Source organism: Citrobacter sp. wls717, assembly GCF_005280955.1.
Taxonomy (GTDB): domain Bacteria; phylum Pseudomonadota; class Gammaproteobacteria; order Enterobacterales; family Enterobacteriaceae; genus Citrobacter; species Citrobacter werkmanii.
In genome coordinates this window covers 1-17,047 of the sequence record NZ_SZWW01000002.1, presented here as the reverse complement: position 1 = coordinate 17,047, position 17,047 = coordinate 1, and the positions used below count along the sequence as shown (strand labels likewise).

Sequence of the window (17,047 nt, the reverse complement as noted above, 5' to 3'; positions counted from 1 at the left end):
GTGAACGGAACCCTGAGCAAGAATCACATGTTCACCATACATGCTTTACTGATCAGCCTTACAGCCTGCGCTGTCCCTTGTCGTCAATGGGCAGCAGAAAATTAGTCTGCACGGCCCATATAGCGACGTTCTTCGATATGAATACGGATTTTTTCGCCCGCACTCAAATACTCAGGAACCAGGATCACCAGGCCGGTAGTCAGGGTCGCAGGTTTGTTACGCGCGCTTGCTGATGCCCCTTTAATGCCCGGCGCTGTTTCAACAATTTCCAGGTCTACCGTTTGCGGCAGTTCCAGCGCCAGCAGCTGGCCGTCCCAGGTCAGAACCTGCATGTCCGGCATTCCGCCTTCCGGCATGAACAGCAGTTCTTCTTCAATCTGGTCTTTGGTGAAGGTATACGGGGTATAGTCTTCTTTATCCATAAAGACATATTCGTTGCCATCGACATAGGAAAAGTCGACGCCACGACGGCTCAGGGTGACAGTATCAACGATATCATCGCCCTTGAAACGCTCTTCAACTTTCAGGCCGGTACGGACATCAGAAAAACGCATTTTGTACAGCGTGGCGGCGCCACGTGCGGTTGGTGATTGAATATCAATATCTTTTACAATCAGCAGCTTGCCGTTGTAATTCAGTACCATACCTTTTTTAATTTCGTTCGCTCTTGGCATCGAAAAAATCCTGTAGTGAGGAGTGTCTAAAATATCGCGTAAAACTACTCGCGCCGGGGCATTCAGGCAAGTGGAATTGATGCTTTTGCTGGTGCAAAAAAGGTGTTACTGTGCGCTTCTCTCACAATCCGATGGTTTACGATAAAGAGAATACTGTATGGAATGCCGTCCGGATTGTGGTGCATGCTGCACCGCGCCTTCAATCTCCAGCCCTATCCCTGGTATGCCTGATGGCAAGCCCGCTAATACGCCATGCGTTCAGTTGGATGAATCCTTGCGCTGCAAAATTTTTGCTTCGCCGCTGCGGCCAAAAGTATGTGCCGGTTTGCAGCCCAGTGCGGAAATGTGTGGGAAGACGACGCACCAGGCCATGCTGTATCTTATTGAGCTTGAAGCGCTGACCGCGCCTTAAACATCTTTGATGCGCGCCAGGCACACGATGGTGGCGACGATCATCACCAGCGCAAACCAGAACACGGCGTGATAATTCCAGATTTCAGCGGCAATACCTGCCAACGATCCGGCAATAATCCAGCCTACGCGAATGGTATTCGTATAAAGGGTCGTGGCTGAACCTGCTTGTCCTGGCATCAAATCCTGGAAATAGAGCATGCCAATCCCACCAAGGATGCCGATATAAATCGCGTTCAGCAACTGTAAACCAAGCAATACCGCCGGAGAGTGGGCCAACAGCATACCGGCATAAAAGAAAAAGCCGGCCACGACGGCAATTCGCATCAACAGACGCTTGCCCAGACGCTTCGCAAAGTATCCGGCAATCAACATGGTCGGGATTTCCAGCCCGGCAGCGGTTCCCATCATGATACCCGCCAGTTTTTCCGGCAGATGCAGTTCATTGATAATAAACAGCGGCATATTAATGATATAGAGGCTATTGGTCCCCCACATTAATGTGCAGATAACAAAAAGGAACAGCGTGTCGCGACGATTGCGCCGTGGCGCCTCCACCACGCCAGTGGCGAGAGGCACATTTTTACTCATTGACGGTAAGAACAGCCAAACCATTGCGCCGCAGACAATAAAAGCAACCGCCGCGCTGAGGTACATCACCGTGAAGCTAAATCCCATTGCCAGTGCGTAGGCCAGCGGCGGGCCAATTACCCAGGCCAGCGATACCTGCGCACGTAAAATTGAGCTGAACATGACCGCTTCACGGCCTGTACGATCGGCATGCTCGCGAGCGAGAGCAAACATTTGCGGGTTGGCGGTTGAACCAAAGCTGCTGAGGAAGACGCCGACAAACAGCAAAATAAAATAGTTACGGTTCCAGGCAAACAACACGCAGGCCAGCATGCCCAGGACACAACAGAAGACAATCAGGTTTTTGCGATCGCCTTTTTTATCCGAGCGCCCGGCCAGAAACTGACTCACCAGGATACCGATTACGGCGCTGCCGGTAAAAAAGAACCCGACCATACCGGGACGGGCATGGACTTCATCGGTCAGAAAAAGACTCAGCGTTGGTGTCTGCAAAGCGCCGGCGATACCCGTCAGAAACGCGACAAGCAGGAACGCCGCAGACGTTAAATCGAACGCCTTAGGTGTGGCGGCTACGGGGGTGTTATGCATGTTTTGATATCAATGATGTGAAGAGACGCGGAGTTTACGCTGCTTGCCAGAAAATAAACAGGTAGCCAAATCAAAATCGGCATCAAAAATCAAAATAGCATTTCAGTCAAAGAATGCTGTTTGCTGATGTTGCTGAATCTGACACGCTGACGCCATTTTTGCTTCAGCAATTTTATCTCTCCCCAGAAGAAAATGTGCGTTATCTCTAAATTCAGCAAGTAATTTGTCAACTTTACTTGTGTGCTGAAGAAAAAAGATCAAGACTTCTTGAAACGTTTCAGCGTCATCTTGCCATAACTGATGGAGTCAGGTGACGCCTTTTTTCTCATATTGGCTGAATCGTTTCAATTCAGCGGGAGAGGAGAACCATGTTCCAGTTATCTGTTCAGGATATTCACCCGGGCGAACAGGCCGGGAATAAAGAAGAGGCTATTCGCCAGGTTGCCGCGGCCTTAGTGCAAGCGGGTAACGTTGCGGAAGGCTACGTCGATGGCATGCTGGCGCGTGAACAACAAACGTCCACGTTTCTAGGCAACGGTATTGCTATTCCTCACGGGACGACGGACACGCGCGATCGGGTGCTGAAAACCGGTGTGCAGGTGTTTCAGTTTCCGCAGGGCGTGGTCTGGGGCGAAGGACAGGTCGCGTATGTGGCGATCGGTATTGCCGCCAGCTCTGATGAGCACCTCGGTTTACTGCGTCAGCTAACGCATGTGTTGAGCGATGACTCCGTTGCTGAACAGCTGAAATCAGCGACTACGGCGGAAGAGCTGCGCGCGTTGCTGATGGGCGAAAAGCAGAGCGAACAATTAAAGCTTGATAACGAAACGCTGTCACTGGACGTCGTTGCCAGCTCGCTGGTGACGCTGCAGGCGCTCAACGCTGCGCGGCTGAAAGAAATTGGTGCGGTTGATGCCGCATTTGTCGCCAGGGCAATCAATGAGCAGCCGATGAATCTCGGTCAGGGGATCTGGCTGAATGACTGTGCTGAAGGTAACGTGCGCAGCGCCGTTGCGGTCAGCCGCGCAGCAACGGCGTTTGATGTCCAGGGGGATGCGGCAGCCCTGCTGGTGACCGTCGCGATGAATGACGATCAACCGGTTGCGGTGCTGAAGCGCCTTGGCGATCTGCTGCTGAATAATAAAGCTGACCGTTTGTTGAAAGCGGATGCGGCAACGGTGCTGGCGCTGCTGACCAGCGATGACGCCTTAACCGATGATGTACTGAGCGCCGAATTTGTTGTGCGCAATGAGCATGGTTTACACGCCCGTCCGGGCACCATGCTGGTGAATACGATTAAACAATTTAACAGTGAAATTACCGTGACAAATCTTGATGGAACCGGCAAACCGGCAAATGGACGTAGTCTGATGAAAGTTGTGGCATTAGGCGTGAAGAAAGGACATCACCTGCGCTTTACCGCCCAGGGCGAGGATGCTGAACAGGCGCTGAAAGCGATTGGCGAAGCCATCGCAGCAGGTCTTGGGGAGGGCGCGTAATGAGCAGACGTGTTGCTACTATCACCCTTAACCCGGCCTACGACCTGGTGGGTTTCTGCCCGGAAATTGAACGTGGCGAAGTGAACCTGGTGAAAACCACCGGTCTGCATGCGGCGGGAAAAGGGATTAACGTCGCTAAAGTCCTGAAAGATTTAGGTATCGATGTCACGGTGGGCGGTTTTCTGGGTAAAGACAACCAGGATGGTTTTCAGCAGTTGTTCAGCGAGCTGGGCATTGCCAACCGTTTTCAGGTTGTACAAGGGCGTACCCGTATCAACGTCAAGCTGACCGAAAAAGACGGTGAAGTCACCGACTTCAATTTCTCTGGCTTTGAAGTCACCCCCGCTGACTGGGAACGCTTTGTAAACGATTCGCTGAGCTGGCTGGGCCAGTTCGACATGGTGTGCGTTAGCGGTAGTTTGCCGACCGGCGTGAGCCCGGAAGCTTTCACCGACTGGATGACGCGTCTGCGCAGTCAGTGTCCGTGCATTATCTTTGATAGTAGTCGTGAAGCGTTGGTGGCAGGTCTGAAGGCGGCGCCGTGGCTGGTGAAGCCAAATCGTCGTGAACTGGAAATCTGGGCGGGTCGTAAACTGCCTGAAATGAAAGATGTGATTGATGCGGCGCATGCGCTGCGCGAGCAGGGTATTGCTCATGTGGTGATTTCCCTCGGTGCGGAAGGCGCGCTGTGGGTCAACGCTTCGGGTGAGTGGATCGCAAAACCGCCGTCAGTCGAGGTGGTCAGTACCGTTGGCGCGGGTGATTCGATGGTTGGCGGTCTGATTTATGGCCTGCTGATGCGTGAGTCCAGCGAACATACCCTGCGTCTGGCGACGGCTGTTGCCGCTCTGGCGGTAAGCCAAAGTAACGTGGGCATTACCGATCGTCCTCAGTTGGCCGCAATGATGGCGCGTGTCGACTTAAAACCGTTTAACTGACAGCAGGAGAGGCATAATGAAAACGCTGCTGATTATTGACGCTAATCTCGGCCAGGCTCGCGCTTACATGGCGAAAACCCTGCTTGGAGCGGCGGCGCAAAAAGCGCATCTGGAAATTATTGATAATCCGAATGATGCAGAACTGGCGATTGTTCTGGGCGACACGCTTCCTGCTGACAGTTCGCTGAACGGCAAAAAAGTCTGGCTCGGCGATATCGGTCGTGCGGTTGCGCATCCTGAACTCTTCCTCAGCGAAGCGAAAGGTCATGCAAAACCTTACAGCGCCCCGGTTGCGACAACGTCTGTTGCCAGCAGTGGCCCAAAACGCGTGGTGGCGGTGACGGCTTGTCCGACCGGCGTTGCCCATACGTTTATGGCTGCTGAAGCTATTGAAACAGAAGCGAAAAAACGTGGCTGGTGGGTAAAAGTTGAAACCCGTGGCTCGGTCGGGGCAGGCAATGCCATTACCCCGGAAGAGGTGGCTCAGGCGGATCTGGTGATTGTGGCGGCTGACATTGAAGTTGATCTGGCGAAGTTTGCCGGAAAACCAATGTACCGCACGTCTACTGGCCTGGCGCTGAAGAAAACCAAACAGGAGCTGGATAAAGCGCTGGAAGAAGCGACGCCGTATCAGCCAACCGGCAAGGCGCAGTCTGCGGCAACCGAAGGGAAGAAAGAGAGCGCTGGCGCGTATCGCCACCTGCTGACGGGCGTGTCCTACATGCTGCCGATGGTTGTTGCTGGCGGTCTGTGTATTGCGCTCTCATTCGCCTTTGGTATTGAAGCGTTTAAAGAGCAGGGCACGCTGGCGGCGGCGCTGATGCAGATTGGCGGCGGTTCAGCCTTTGCGTTGATGGTGCCGGTTCTGGCGGGGTATATCGCGTTTTCCATCGCTGACCGTCCGGGTCTGACGCCAGGTCTTATCGGCGGTATGCTGGCAGTGAGCACCGGTTCTGGCTTTATTGGCGGGATTATTGCCGGTTTTCTTGCCGGTTATGTGGCGAAGCTCATTAGCACCAGGCTGAAACTCCCACAGAGTATGGAAGCGCTGAAACCGATTCTGATCATTCCGCTGCTTTCAAGCCTGGTGGTGGGTCTGGCCATGATCTACCTGATCGGTAAACCGGTAGCCGGCATTCTGGAAGGTCTGACCCACTGGCTGCAAACCATGGGTACGGCGAATGCGGTGCTGCTCGGTGCGATTCTTGGCGGCATGATGTGCACTGACATGGGCGGTCCGGTTAACAAAGCGGCGTATGCTTTTGGTGTGGGCCTGCTGAGTACGCAAACTTATGCGCCGATGGCTGCCATTATGGCGGCGGGGATGGTACCTCCGCTGGCGCTGGGTCTGGCAACGCTGGTTGCGCGTCGTAAGTTCGACAAAGCCCAGCAGGAGGGCGGTAAAGCTGCGCTGGTGCTGGGCCTGTGCTTTATCACCGAAGGGGCTATCCCATTCGCCGCGCGTGATCCGATGCGCGTTCTGCCTTGCTGTATCGTTGGCGGTGCGATTACCGGCGCTCTCTCCATGGCGGTAGGGGCTAAGCTGATGGCGCCCCACGGCGGTCTGTTCGTGCTGTTAATCCCTGGCGCAATTACACCGGTGGTTGGCTACCTGCTGGCCATTATTGCCGGTACGCTGGTAGCCGGTCTCTCCTACGCGGTGCTGAAGCGCCCGGAAGCAGAGGTTGTGGCAAAGGCGGTCTGATTAAGCGCTGAAATCCAGGGCAGAGAAATCTCTGCCCTTTTTTATGCCTTAACCCTTACCGTTGCAGCATCGCCACAATAATCCATCCTGCCTTAAGCAAATTCGATAAAGTGCCTTTAAATCAAACTGGTCACGGAAATCGAATATGAAAAAAGCGCCCATTTTTGCTGCTCTGTCACTCGCGACGCTGCTGCTGACGGGATGTTCAACCACCTGGGTGATGACGACAACATCAGGTGCAACAATAGAGACGCAAGGCAAGCCTGAGCAAGACCCCGGGACAGGACTGACAAAATATGCTGACGCCTATGGTTATCACCGCGTGATTAAAAGCAGCGATGTGAAGCAAATAGATAAAGGTAAGACGGTATTGATGTGGTGAGCCGGGTCAAGTGAATAGAGAATCATTCAGGGGCGAAATCTTTCGCGCCCCTGAATAAGACGGCTCAGGCAATCATTGGGGCGATGATAAAGCCAAAGGCAACGCCCGCGATGATCCCACCCAGTCCTGGCAACATAAACGGATGGTTTAAGACATACTTACCTACGCGCGTTGTCCCGGTGGTGTCGAACTCCATCGCCGCCAGTGAAGTCGGGTACGTTGGGAGAACAAACACGCCGGTCACAGCCACATAGGAAGCCAGAATTGCCCAGGTAGGAACGCCAAGCGCGACGGCAAGCGGGATAATCAACGGCGTGGTGGCTCCCTGCGAATAGAGCAGCGCGCAGGTGCCAAACAATACCAGAGCCAGCAGCATCGGGTAGGCCTGCAGAATATTCCCCGCGATGTCCTTAATCTCCGCTAGGTGCGCGTCAATGAATGTGGTTCCCAGCGTAACAATGCCGAGAATGACTGCCAGCGAACTCATCCCGGCGCGAAAAGTTGACGTCAGGACAATGGCATCTGTAGATGTTTTGCACAGCACCACCATCAGGCAAGCGGCAGCCAGCATGCAGATGATAATGATATCCCGCGTATTCATTGGGCTGCCAACATCAAATCCAGGGCGTAGCTGCGGGAATGCGGCAAGAATAACGATGAGCACCGTGGCCAGCATAAACAGGGCGACTGAAAGTTTTGCACCCGGTGTGGTACTGTTTTGCCCTTCGTATTTTCGCACTAGCCCTTTCTGCAGGCGTTCCAGATAGACCTCATCGTCCTGGAGTTCACATCCCTGGCGCGAGGCGATGAATGCCCCAACCATCGCGGCAACAAACGAGGCGGGCAGACATACCGCCATAACCTGAATAAAGCTGATACCGTTGCCTTCCATGATGGTCAGCATCGCGGCCATTGCGGCGCTGATCGGCGAGCCGGATATTGCAACCTGAGATGCCACTACGGAGCCTGCGAGCGTACGAGAAGGGCGGATGCCTGACTCTTTCGCAACTTCGGCAATCACCGGCAGGGTGGAAAAGACAATGAAACCTGTTCCCGCCATTATGGTCATCGACCAGGTGATAATCGGTGCAATAACATTGATATATTTAGGATTTCGACGCATAAAATTACCGGCAATGCGTACCAGATAATCCATGCCTCCGGCTGCCTGTAGCGCTGATGCCGCCACAACCACCGTCATAATAATAAGAATGACGTCCACAGGCGGCGAGCCAATTTTCAGACCAAATCCCAGGGTTAAAATAGCCAGCCCCAGCCCACCGCATAAACCGATACCAATTCCGCCGAGGCGGATGCCGAAAAATATTGCGCCTAATACTACGATAATTTCCAACCAAAGCATAATGGCCTCCGCCAGATAATAATTCGCTATAAGAATGGCTTTTATTAAATGTGATGATTAAATGGTGGTTTTTTATTGCGCCAGCAGGTGGCTTTTTCCAACGCGTTTTTCATACCACTTAATTCCGGCACGAACCAATGAACCGGTTGAATCAATATATTTTGCTGGTGATTTCTTGACGGCTTCAGCAAGGATAACGGGGACTTCAGTACATCCCAGAACGATGACTTCCGCGCCGCGTGCAAAAAGTGCTTCAGCCTGTTCATTCATTAATTTTTGTGCTTGCTTAACATCTCCTGCTTTCAGGCAATAAATACTTTCCATGACTTTTTCCTGGCTGGAAGAATCAGGGCTGACGCAGGTTAACCCAAGAGACTCTATCCCTTTTTGGTAGAGCCCCATGTACAACGTGGCATTGGTAGCCAGCAGTCCGATGCGCGATTTTCCGCAGCTTCTGACCTCACCCAGGGTTGTCTCCACAATACTCAGCAACTCCGTATGACAGGATTCTTTTAACTCTTTAAACCAAAAGTGGGCGGTATTACACGGGATCACAATACACTCCGCGCCAGCATCTTCGAGTTTATGCATATAATCACGCATGGCCGGAAGCGGGGAATTACCATGACGCATTAATGCGTCAGTACGGTCAGGTATATCAGGAATGGATGAAATAATTAATGGAATATGTTCCTGATCGCGTTGCGCTGCAGTAAATGTGACGAATTTATTAAATAGATCGACGGTTGCAGCAGGTCCCATACCACCAAGTACGCCAATTAAACCTTTCACGATATATACCTCGTTTAACCATTAAATAATATTCAGGCTGTGTTTTATCTTGCCCTAATGTTTAACAGCAGAGCGTCGCGACGAGAAATGCAATAATGTTTGGCTTAATGCAAAAACCGCATGACTGTAGTTTTTTTCGCCGTTCTATGAGGTCAGGATAGGGTGCGGAGCCTGAAGATCTGCAAGCAGAGTAGGGTTGCGGCTGGATGGTGATGCTGACATGTTAATGTCAAAAACGAAGGCTTGATGCAAAAAACGAATCATTATGGGCTAATCGTCAATACCATCTCTGGAATTCTTCAGGCATGATGTTGTTAGGCTCATCAACATATTTAAGCATCCGCGTGACAGGCATGAAAAATATTGAGACAAAATGGTTATATGATTTCCTGACGCTGGAGGCATGCCGTCATTTTTCCCAGGCTGCGGAGGAGCGCAATATATCTCAGCCGGCATTTAGCCGGAGGATCAAAGCGCTCGAATCAGCCGTGGGGGTGCAGCTGTTTGATCGCACGACGGCGCCGCTGCAATTGACGGAGGAGGGCAAGTTATTCCATTCGCAAACGCGTAGCCTGCTACAACAGCTGGAATGTAATCTGGACGAACTCAGTGGTCACAATCTGCTTGGGGTCCCCAACATAAAAATCGCGGCAGCGCATTCTTTGTCGCTGACCATGTTGCCCCGGTTAGTGCATTCAATGGCGGCCTGGGGGGAAGAATTTGTCTGGCACGTCGAGGCGATTGATGTGGTGCAAGCGGTGAATACCCTGCGCGAGGGGAAAAGTGATTTTATTATCTCGTTTCGTGACGAGGATTTAATGCAGTCGCCTTTCTGTGGCTTGAAGGTTTTTGAGTCAGAGCTCTATCCTGTCTGTGCTACCGATGGACAGGGGAACGCGTTGTTTGATATCTATCAGCCGCAGGCGCCGATTCTGAACTATACCAGCACATCCTACATGGGAAGATTGGTAAACCGTCAGTTAGCGGAAGTTGGCGGCATTTCAGCACGAACGTTGTTTATGTCTTCGATGAGTGAGTTGTTGAAAAACATGGCGCTGGATGGGCATGGGATCGCCTGGCTACCAGCGTGGTCGATCGTCAACGAGCTGCGCGATAAGCGTCTGGTGCGCCTGGCGACACCTGAACTGATGGTACCTATTCAGGCCTATATTTACCGGATGGATACCCGATTGAATAAAACGGCTGAACATTTCTGGCGTATTTTGTACAACCATATGCCAGAGGACCTGGTTTCGCTTACCTGAGACGCGCCAGCTCGCCTGGCGCACCTGAAAAATTTCCGGTTATACCGGAGTTATGCTTTTTAGCCTGCTTAATTTGTGTACTATCTCTCATTTTCTCTCTCCCTTACAAACTGTATCTATAAAAAATTGTGATTCTGTTCATATCTATTGACTTTGGTTCTTGCAGATAGATTTACTTTGTCAAAAACATGCTTACTATAAACATATGTTCGATACTGAACATGTGCTCTAATAGTTTTGTGTATGGCGGTGGTTATTCTTAACGAACTCATTTGTGGCAAGATAATTGCCAGGGGACGTGCTATGCGTGAAAAGGAATACATAGTAACTATTGGCTCTGCCAATATGGATGTTGCTGGGTATTCGCATGCTTCTCTAAATTATGCGGATTCGAATCCAGGAAAGATAAAATTCACCCCCGGCGGAGTTGGACGCAACATTGCACATAATCTCGCGCTACTGGGTAAAAATTCGTGGTTACTGACTGCGGTTGGTAATGATTTTTATGGTCAATCGTTATTGGCGCAAACTAATCTATCCGGAGTACATGTTGATAAGTGTCTTATCGTTCCGGGAGAGAATACATCGAGTTATTTATCTCTGCTTGATAACACCGGTGAAATGCTGGTTGCCATTAATGATATGAGCATTACCGAACATATTTCACCGAGTTTTTTATCGCAGCAGCATGATTTTATTCGGCAGGCGAAAGTTATCGTCGCCGATTGCAATATCAGCGAAGACGCCCTGGCATGGGTGCTGGATAATGCCGGAGATGTTCCGGTGTTTGTCGACCCGGTATCGGCATGGAAATGCGTCAAAGTTCGCGAGCGGCTTGGACAAATTCACACCCTCAAACCTAACCGGCTTGAAGCCGAAACGCTGAGCGGTATTGCGCTTTCCGGGCGTGATGATGTTGGCAAAGTGGCCGCCTGGTTTCACGATCGCGGCTTAAATCGCCTGGTGCTCAGCATGGGCGGTGACGGAGTTTATTACAGTGATATTGCGGGGGATTGCGGTTGGTCGCTGCCGATTAAAACTCACGTCATTAATGTTACCGGGGCTGGCGATGCGATGATGGCGGGACTGGCTTCCTGCTGGGTAGACGGCATGCCCTTTATTGATTCGGTTCGATTTGCGCAGGGTTGTTCATCAATGGCATTAGCCTGTGAATATACCAATAACCCTGATTTGTCTGTTGCGAATGTTATCTCAATCGTGGAGAACACAGAATGTCTGAATTAACTCTTTCCTCTGAATTATTACAAATATCTCCAGAAGTACAGGAAGCATTAAACAGTAAAAAACCGATTGTTGCCCTCGAGTCAACCATTATTTCTCATGGTATGCCATTTCCGCAGAATGCCCAGACTGCTATTGAAGTAGAAGAAACTATTCGTAAGCACGGGGCAGTTCCTGCGACCATTGCCATTATTGGCGGGGTAATGAAAGTTGGTTTAAGCAAAGATGAAATTGAGTTGCTTGGAAGAGAGGGGCATAGCGTTACTAAAGTCAGTCGTCGTGATTTACCATTTGTGGTTGCTGCAGGGAAAAATGGTGCGACGACAGTTGCCTCAACCATGATTATTGCCTCCCTGGCTGGAATTAAAGTATTTGCGACGGGCGGGATTGGTGGTGTTCACCGTGGTGCTGAACATACCTTTGATATTTCCGCAGATCTGCAAGAACTGGCGCATACCAATGTCACGGTAATTTGTGCCGGGGCGAAATCTATTCTTGATCTCGGTTTAACGACCGAATATTTAGAAACCTTTGGCGTGCCGTTAATTGGATATCAGACCAACGCGTTGCCGGCATTTTTCTGCCGAACCAGTCCGTTTGAGGTCAGTATCCGTCTGGACAGCGCAAAAGAGATTGCCCGTGCCATGGCGGTGAAATGGCAGACAGGTCTCGACGGCGGTCTGGTTGTTGCAAACCCAATCCCGGAGCAGTTTGCGATGGCTGAAGAGAAAATTAATGCGGCAATCGATCGGGCGGTAAAAGAAGCGGAAGAGCAGGGGGTTGTGGGCAAAGAGAGTACGCCGTTCCTGCTGGCGCGCGTTGCGGAGCTGACCGGCGGTGACAGCCTGAAATCAAATATTCAGTTGGTGTTCAACAACGCGGTACTGGCTTGTGAAATTGCGAAGGAGTATCAACGCCTCGCCTGACCAAATTTTCCGGGCAGAATGCGGTCGCCCGCGGATAGCAAACCTACCAAAACCTGGCGGTAACGCCGGGTTTCCTGGCATGAAGGGAATTTCATTATGGATATAATGAGAAGTGTTGTGGGTATGGTGGTATTACTGACTATCGCGTTTCTGCTGTCAGTAAATAAAAAGCGTATTAGTCTGCGTACGGTCGGGGCAGCACTGGTGCTGCAAATTGCAATCGGCGGCATTATGCTCTATTTCCCGCCGGGGAAATGGCTGGTTGAACAGGCCGCGCTCGGTGTCCACAAGGTGATGTCATACAGTGACGCGGGTAGTGCATTTATCTTTGGCTCCCTGGTCGGGCCAAAAATGGATGTGCTGTTCGACGGAGCCGGGTTTATCTTCGCCTTTCGGGTGCTCCCGGCCATCATTTTTGTGACCGCGCTGATCAGTCTACTCTACTACATTGGCGTGATGGGGCTGTTGATCCGCATCCTTGGCGGTATTTTCCAGAAAGCGTTGAACATCAGTAAGATCGAGTCATTTGTCGCAGTAACCACGATTTTCCTCGGGCAAAACGAGATCCCGGCAATCGTGAAACCGTTTATTGACCGGCTGAATCGCAATGAGCTATTTACCGCTATCTGTAGCGGGATGGCCTCGATTGCTGGCTCAATGATGATTGGTTACGCTGGAATGGGCGTTCCGATTGACTATCTGCTGGCGGCATCGTTGATGGCAATCCCCGGTGGTATTTTATTTGCGCGTATGCTGAGTCCGGCAACTGAAGAATCTCGCGTCACCTTTGAGAACCTGTCATTTACCGAAACGCCGCCGAAAAGCATCATCGAAGCAGCGGCGAGCGGGGCGATGACCGGGCTGAAAATTGCCGCAGGCGTGGCAACGGTAGTAATGGCATTTGTCGCCATTATTGCGCTGATTAACGGCATTATCGGCGGAATTGGCGGTTGGTTTGGTTTTGGTCACGCCACCCTGGAAGGGATCTTTGGCTATGTGTTAGCCCCGCTGGCGTGGATTATGGGCGTGGACTGGAGCGATGCGACGCTGGCAGGTAGCCTGATTGGACAGAAGCTGGCAATCAACGAGTTTGTCGCCTATCTCAACTTCTCGCCGTATCTGCAAACCGGCGGGACACTGGATGTGAAGACCATTGCGATTATCTCGTTTGCGCTGTGCGGGTTCGCTAACTTTGGTTCGATTGGCGTTGTTGTCGGCGCGTTTTCGGCGATAGCACCACAGCGAGCCCCGGAAATCGCGCAGCTTGGAATGCGCGCGCTGGCAGCAGCAACGCTGTCAAACCTGATGAGCGCCACCATAGCGGGTTTCTTTATCGGTATAGCATAGTGAGAATAATGCCGGATAAGCGTGGCGCTATCCGGCATTACATTTAAGCTGTTTGCAGCAAATATAAGGCGTTATCTGCCGAAAGGGTTGGGTTGTTAATGCTGACGCTGGCTCGCGATAATGCCGCGCAGGCCATGGCAAAGTGAGCGCTTTCACGGAACTCGCTACCTTCCAGAAAGCTGTACAGCAATCCGGCCATAAAAGCGTCATCGGCGCCAAAACTGTCTACGATCGTATGATTGGGAGGCGTCAGTAAAAACTGCTCTCCGTCCTTTTCGCTGCAAAAAACAGATTCATCTTCCAGACAGACAAAGATCCGTTTTACCCCTTGCTGATGCAGACTATTGACGGCCAGTACGCGATCGGCATCTGAATGGATAGGTTGGCCCCACAAAATCGCCAGCTCTTTCTGCGTTGGTTTTAGCGTATGAATACGCGTAAACCATGTCTTCATTTTTGCCGCTTTGAACTCTGAAACGGTGTCAATGAATACCGGAATATCATCAGCAATAGTAAAGACCCACTCAATGGCTTCGGCGGTCAGATTGCAATCTGCCAGTACGACACCGGAATGGCGGATCAAATCTCGCGACCCGTTCAGCAACTGCGGCGTTAATTGCTGCAGGATATGGGTATCGTTAATTGCCAGTACGGTTTCTTCCTGCTGATTAGCGATCGACAGGTAGGTTGAGGTGTTATGCCCATGCAGGCGTATGCAACTTGCAACGTTAACACCGGCCTGACGCGTTTGTTCCAGCAATGTTTCCCCATAGAAATCACTGCCAACAGCGGAAATTAAGTGAACGTCACGGCCCAGCAGCGCCAGGTTGTGGGCGATGTTGCGTCCTACGCCGCCTGCCGAGCAGTGAATGCTGCCAGGATTAGAGGCCGCCTGAGGATAATGGATGTCTGCAACACCACGAATATCCATGTTGATTGCTCCGACAACCACGCAATAATCCTGTTCGGTAAGGATATAACCTTTACCTTTGATCATGCCTTTACGCATCAAATCCATAATATGCGCAGCGACGCGAGAACGGCTGATTTGCAGAATATCGGCGATTTCATTCTGCTGAATCAACGGATTGCGACGCAGGATCTTAAGGATCTGCTTTTCCCTGTCGTTCATGATTACGCCACCGCTTGTTCTGTTTGCTGGGCTTTCAGCCAGGCAATCTCTTCTGCCCAGATATCCGGATTAATCGTTTCCAGCACCAGCGGAATGCCATCAAAACGATTGTCCTGCATGATCCAGCGGAAAGCGTCGTGGCCAATATTCCCTTCACCTAAGCTGTGGTGGCGGTCGACGCGACTGCCAAACGTGCTCTTGGCGTCATTCAGGTGCATACCGCGTAGATAGCTGAAACCGACAATACGTTCAAATTCCGCAAACGTTTTTTCGCATTCCTCGACAGAACGCAAATCGTAACCGGCAGCGAAAGCGTGGCAGGTATCAATACAGACGCCAACACGGGATTTATCTTCAACACCATCAATAATGGCGGCAAGGTGCTCAAACTTAAATCCGAGATTGCTGCCCTGTCCGGCGGTATTTTCGATAACTGCCGTAACCCCTTGGGTCTGAGCGAGGGCGATGTTGATAGATTCAGCAATGCGCGCCAGACATTCATCTTCCGGGATCTGCATCAAATGGCTGCCCGGATGAAAGTTGAGCAGCGATAAACCGAGCAGTTCACAGCGCTGCATTTCATCGATAAATGCATCGCGTGATTTTTCCAGCGCATCGCTGACCGGGTGGCCGAGATTAATCAGGTAGCTGTCGTGAGGCAGGATCTGAGCGGAAGTATAGTGATACTTCTCGCAAGCGGATTTGAAATCATCAATGATTTCAGTGGTCAACGCCGCGGCGCGCCACTGACGCTGATTTTTGGTGAACAGGGCGAATGCGGTAGCTTCGATTTCTGCGGCCCGAATAGCGGCGTTAGCCAGACCGCCAGCGGCGCTTACGTGCGCTCCGATGTATTTCATGAATTAAACCCGCCATACTCAAATTCAAAAAAGGAAGAGTATAGCGGGTCAACTAACGTTAGTCGTGATCGTTTATGCCATTAGCGCGTGGATAGCGAAGTTAATCGCACCACCGCCTACAATCAGCCAGACAAACAGCAGTAGCGCCATCAGCAAAGGTTTAGCACCAGCTTTTTTCAGGGCGCTCACGTGAGTGGTTAGCCCCAGTGCGGCCATCGCCATTGCCAGCAGCACGGTATCCAGCGTCACCAGCATACTCACTACCGACTGCGGCAGCAGGTGGAAAGAGTTAAAAATCGCCACCACAATGAACATGATGGCAAACCATGGAATGGTGATTTTGCTCTTCTCACCACCGGTTGCCGGAGACAGTTGTTTTACTCGTGCGGCCAGCAGGATGAGGAACGGAGCCAGCATCATGACGCGCAGCATTTTGGCAATAACCGCGGCGTTTTCAGCATCCGGGTTAATGGCGTGTCCGGCGGCAACAACCTGCGCAACTTCATGCATGGTGGAGCCAATGTAAATCCCGTAAGTCTCGGGAGTAAACCAGTGCGCTAACAGCGGATACATCGCCGGATACAGGAAGATAGCGATAGTACCGAAGATAACCACCGTGGCGACGGCGACCGTCACCTTACTGGCTTCGGCTTTAACGACAGGCTCTGTTGCCAGTACCGCGGCGGCGCCACAGATGCTGCTGCCCGCGCCAATCAGCCAACTGGTGTGACGGTCCAGACCAAACACTTTCTGCCCAAGGAAGCAGGCAATCATGAAGGTGCTGCTGAGCGTTAATATGTCGATTACGATACCGCTGACGCCGACGTCAGCAATTTGCGCGAAGGTAAGGCGGAAACCGTAGAGGATTATCCCCAGGCGTAATAAATGTTGTTTAGCAAACAGTACGCCGCCATCGCAGCTTTTCCAGATTTGTGGATACACGGTGTTGCCGATAACCATCCCAAACAAGATGGCTAAGGTGAGGGCGCTAAACCCGGCACCTGCGACGGCGGGAATGGATCCCCCCCATAAGGCGGCCCCAGTGATAACTGCACTCAGGGCAAGCCCCGGAATAAAATGCCACGCTGTACGACGATGAGTCTGTAAGGTGAGTTCTGTCATATCCTTCTCCTTTATCTGGGTAAAAGAGTACGGCGATGTGGTTTAAAAATAAAATTGATTATATATTTATAATTAATCTATATAAGTGGTATACCCGTCATACTTCAAGTTGCATGCGCGTTGGCTGCGCTCGTTCACCCCAGTCACGTACTTAAGTACGCTCCCGGGGATGCTCTCTCTTGCCGCCTTCCTGCAACTCGAATTATTTAG

Annotated in this window: 16 protein-coding genes; 9 read left to right on the top strand and 7 right to left on the bottom strand. The window is 51.5% G+C overall.

The genetic code is table 11. From position 1 onward, the window contains the following. Nucleotides 1-101: 101 nt before the first annotated feature. Nucleotides 102-674: an elongation factor P-like protein YeiP gene (yeiP, locus tag FDX09_RS02225; RefSeq protein WP_038642029.1), complete on the bottom strand. Its 573-nt coding sequence runs from the start codon at nt 672-674 to the stop codon at nt 102-104. 157 nt (nt 675-831) lie between these two features. Between yeiP and FDX09_RS02220 the strand changes: the two genes are divergently transcribed. Continuing rightward, on the top strand, nt 832-1,086 hold the full coding sequence (locus FDX09_RS02220; RefSeq protein ID WP_005129254.1) for a YkgJ family cysteine cluster protein: 255 nt from the start codon (nt 832-834) through the stop codon (nt 1,084-1,086). On the opposite strand, the gene setB is transcribed toward FDX09_RS02220, so the two are convergent. Then, a complete protein-coding gene (setB, locus tag FDX09_RS02215; RefSeq protein WP_137346729.1) occupies nt 1,083-2,264 on the bottom strand; it encodes a sugar efflux transporter SetB in 1,182 nt (393 codons plus the stop codon). The two genes, FDX09_RS02220 and setB, sit on opposite strands and share 4 nt — an antisense overlap. 368 nt (nt 2,265-2,632) lie before the next feature. Between setB and fruB the strand changes: the two genes are divergently transcribed. From fruB to FDX09_RS02190, 4 genes are all read left to right on the top strand, one after another. Beyond that, nucleotides 2,633-3,763 carry a fused PTS fructose transporter subunit IIA/HPr protein gene (fruB, locus tag FDX09_RS02205; protein ID WP_137346728.1) on the top strand — a complete coding sequence of 377 codons (1,131 nt, stop codon included), beginning with the start codon at nt 2,633-2,635 and terminating at the stop codon, nt 3,761-3,763. After that, nucleotides 3,763-4,701 (top strand): 1-phosphofructokinase, encoded by a 939-nt coding sequence (gene fruK / locus FDX09_RS02200; RefSeq protein ID WP_006683781.1) that lies wholly within the window; start codon nt 3,763-3,765, stop codon nt 4,699-4,701. The genes fruB and fruK overlap by 1 nt, the downstream gene beginning before the upstream one ends. A gap of 16 nt (nt 4,702-4,717) precedes the next feature. Continuing rightward, a complete protein-coding gene (fruA, locus tag FDX09_RS02195; RefSeq protein ID WP_085047867.1) occupies nt 4,718-6,406 on the top strand; it encodes a PTS fructose transporter subunit IIBC in 1,689 nt (562 codons plus the stop codon). Between the two features lie 145 nt (nt 6,407-6,551). Further along, nucleotides 6,552-6,788: a YgdI/YgdR family lipoprotein gene (locus tag FDX09_RS02190; protein WP_038642021.1), complete on the top strand. Its 237-nt coding sequence runs from the start codon at nt 6,552-6,554 to the stop codon at nt 6,786-6,788. Nucleotides 6,789-6,852: 64 nt separating this feature from the next. Here FDX09_RS02190 and FDX09_RS02185 read toward each other — a convergent pair whose 3' ends face one another. Further along, nucleotides 6,853-8,151 carry an anaerobic C4-dicarboxylate transporter gene (locus FDX09_RS02185; RefSeq protein WP_085047868.1) on the bottom strand — a complete coding sequence of 433 codons (1,299 nt, stop codon included), beginning with the start codon at nt 8,149-8,151 and terminating at the stop codon, nt 6,853-6,855. Between the two features lie 72 nt (nt 8,152-8,223). After that, on the bottom strand, nt 8,224-8,943 hold the full coding sequence (locus FDX09_RS02180) for an amino acid racemase (protein WP_085047869.1): 720 nt from the start codon (nt 8,941-8,943) through the stop codon (nt 8,224-8,226). 353 nt (nt 8,944-9,296) lie between these two features. On the opposite strand from FDX09_RS02180, the gene hypT reads away from it, so the two are divergent. From hypT to FDX09_RS02160, 4 genes are all read left to right on the top strand, one after another. Next, entirely contained in the window at nt 9,297-10,208 is a 912-nt protein-coding gene (gene hypT, locus FDX09_RS02175) for a hypochlorite stress DNA-binding transcriptional regulator HypT (protein WP_085048255.1), read from the top strand. A gap of 303 nt (nt 10,209-10,511) precedes the next feature. After that, nucleotides 10,512-11,453 (top strand): pseudouridine kinase, encoded by a 942-nt coding sequence (locus tag FDX09_RS02170; RefSeq protein ID WP_085047870.1) that lies wholly within the window; start codon nt 10,512-10,514, stop codon nt 11,451-11,453. Continuing rightward, nucleotides 11,441-12,376: a pseudouridine-5'-phosphate glycosidase gene (locus tag FDX09_RS02165; RefSeq protein ID WP_038642013.1), complete on the top strand. Its 936-nt coding sequence runs from the start codon at nt 11,441-11,443 to the stop codon at nt 12,374-12,376. The genes FDX09_RS02170 and FDX09_RS02165 overlap by 13 nt, the downstream gene beginning before the upstream one ends. Before the next feature lie 96 nt (nt 12,377-12,472). Next, the gene (locus FDX09_RS02160; RefSeq protein WP_038642011.1) at nt 12,473-13,723 is read left to right on the top strand and encodes a NupC/NupG family nucleoside CNT transporter; all 1,251 of its coding nucleotides are present in this window, start codon (nt 12,473-12,475) and stop codon (nt 13,721-13,723) included. Between the two features lie 43 nt (nt 13,724-13,766). On the opposite strand, the gene FDX09_RS02155 is transcribed toward FDX09_RS02160, so the two are convergent. From FDX09_RS02155 to FDX09_RS02145, 3 genes are all read right to left on the bottom strand, one after another. Further along, complete coding sequence (locus tag FDX09_RS02155; protein ID WP_069323444.1) at nt 13,767-14,855, bottom strand: sugar kinase; 1,089 nt, start codon at nt 14,853-14,855, stop codon at nt 13,767-13,769. Nucleotides 14,856-14,857: 2 nt separating this feature from the next. Then, nucleotides 14,858-15,715 (bottom strand): deoxyribonuclease IV, encoded by an 858-nt coding sequence (gene nfo, locus FDX09_RS02150; RefSeq protein ID WP_121529286.1) that lies wholly within the window; start codon nt 15,713-15,715, stop codon nt 14,858-14,860. Nucleotides 15,716-15,787: 72 nt separating this feature from the next. Then, nucleotides 15,788-16,837 carry a YeiH family protein gene (locus tag FDX09_RS02145; RefSeq protein WP_038642005.1) on the bottom strand — a complete coding sequence of 350 codons (1,050 nt, stop codon included), beginning with the start codon at nt 16,835-16,837 and terminating at the stop codon, nt 15,788-15,790. Nucleotides 16,838-17,047 lie beyond the last annotated feature (210 nt).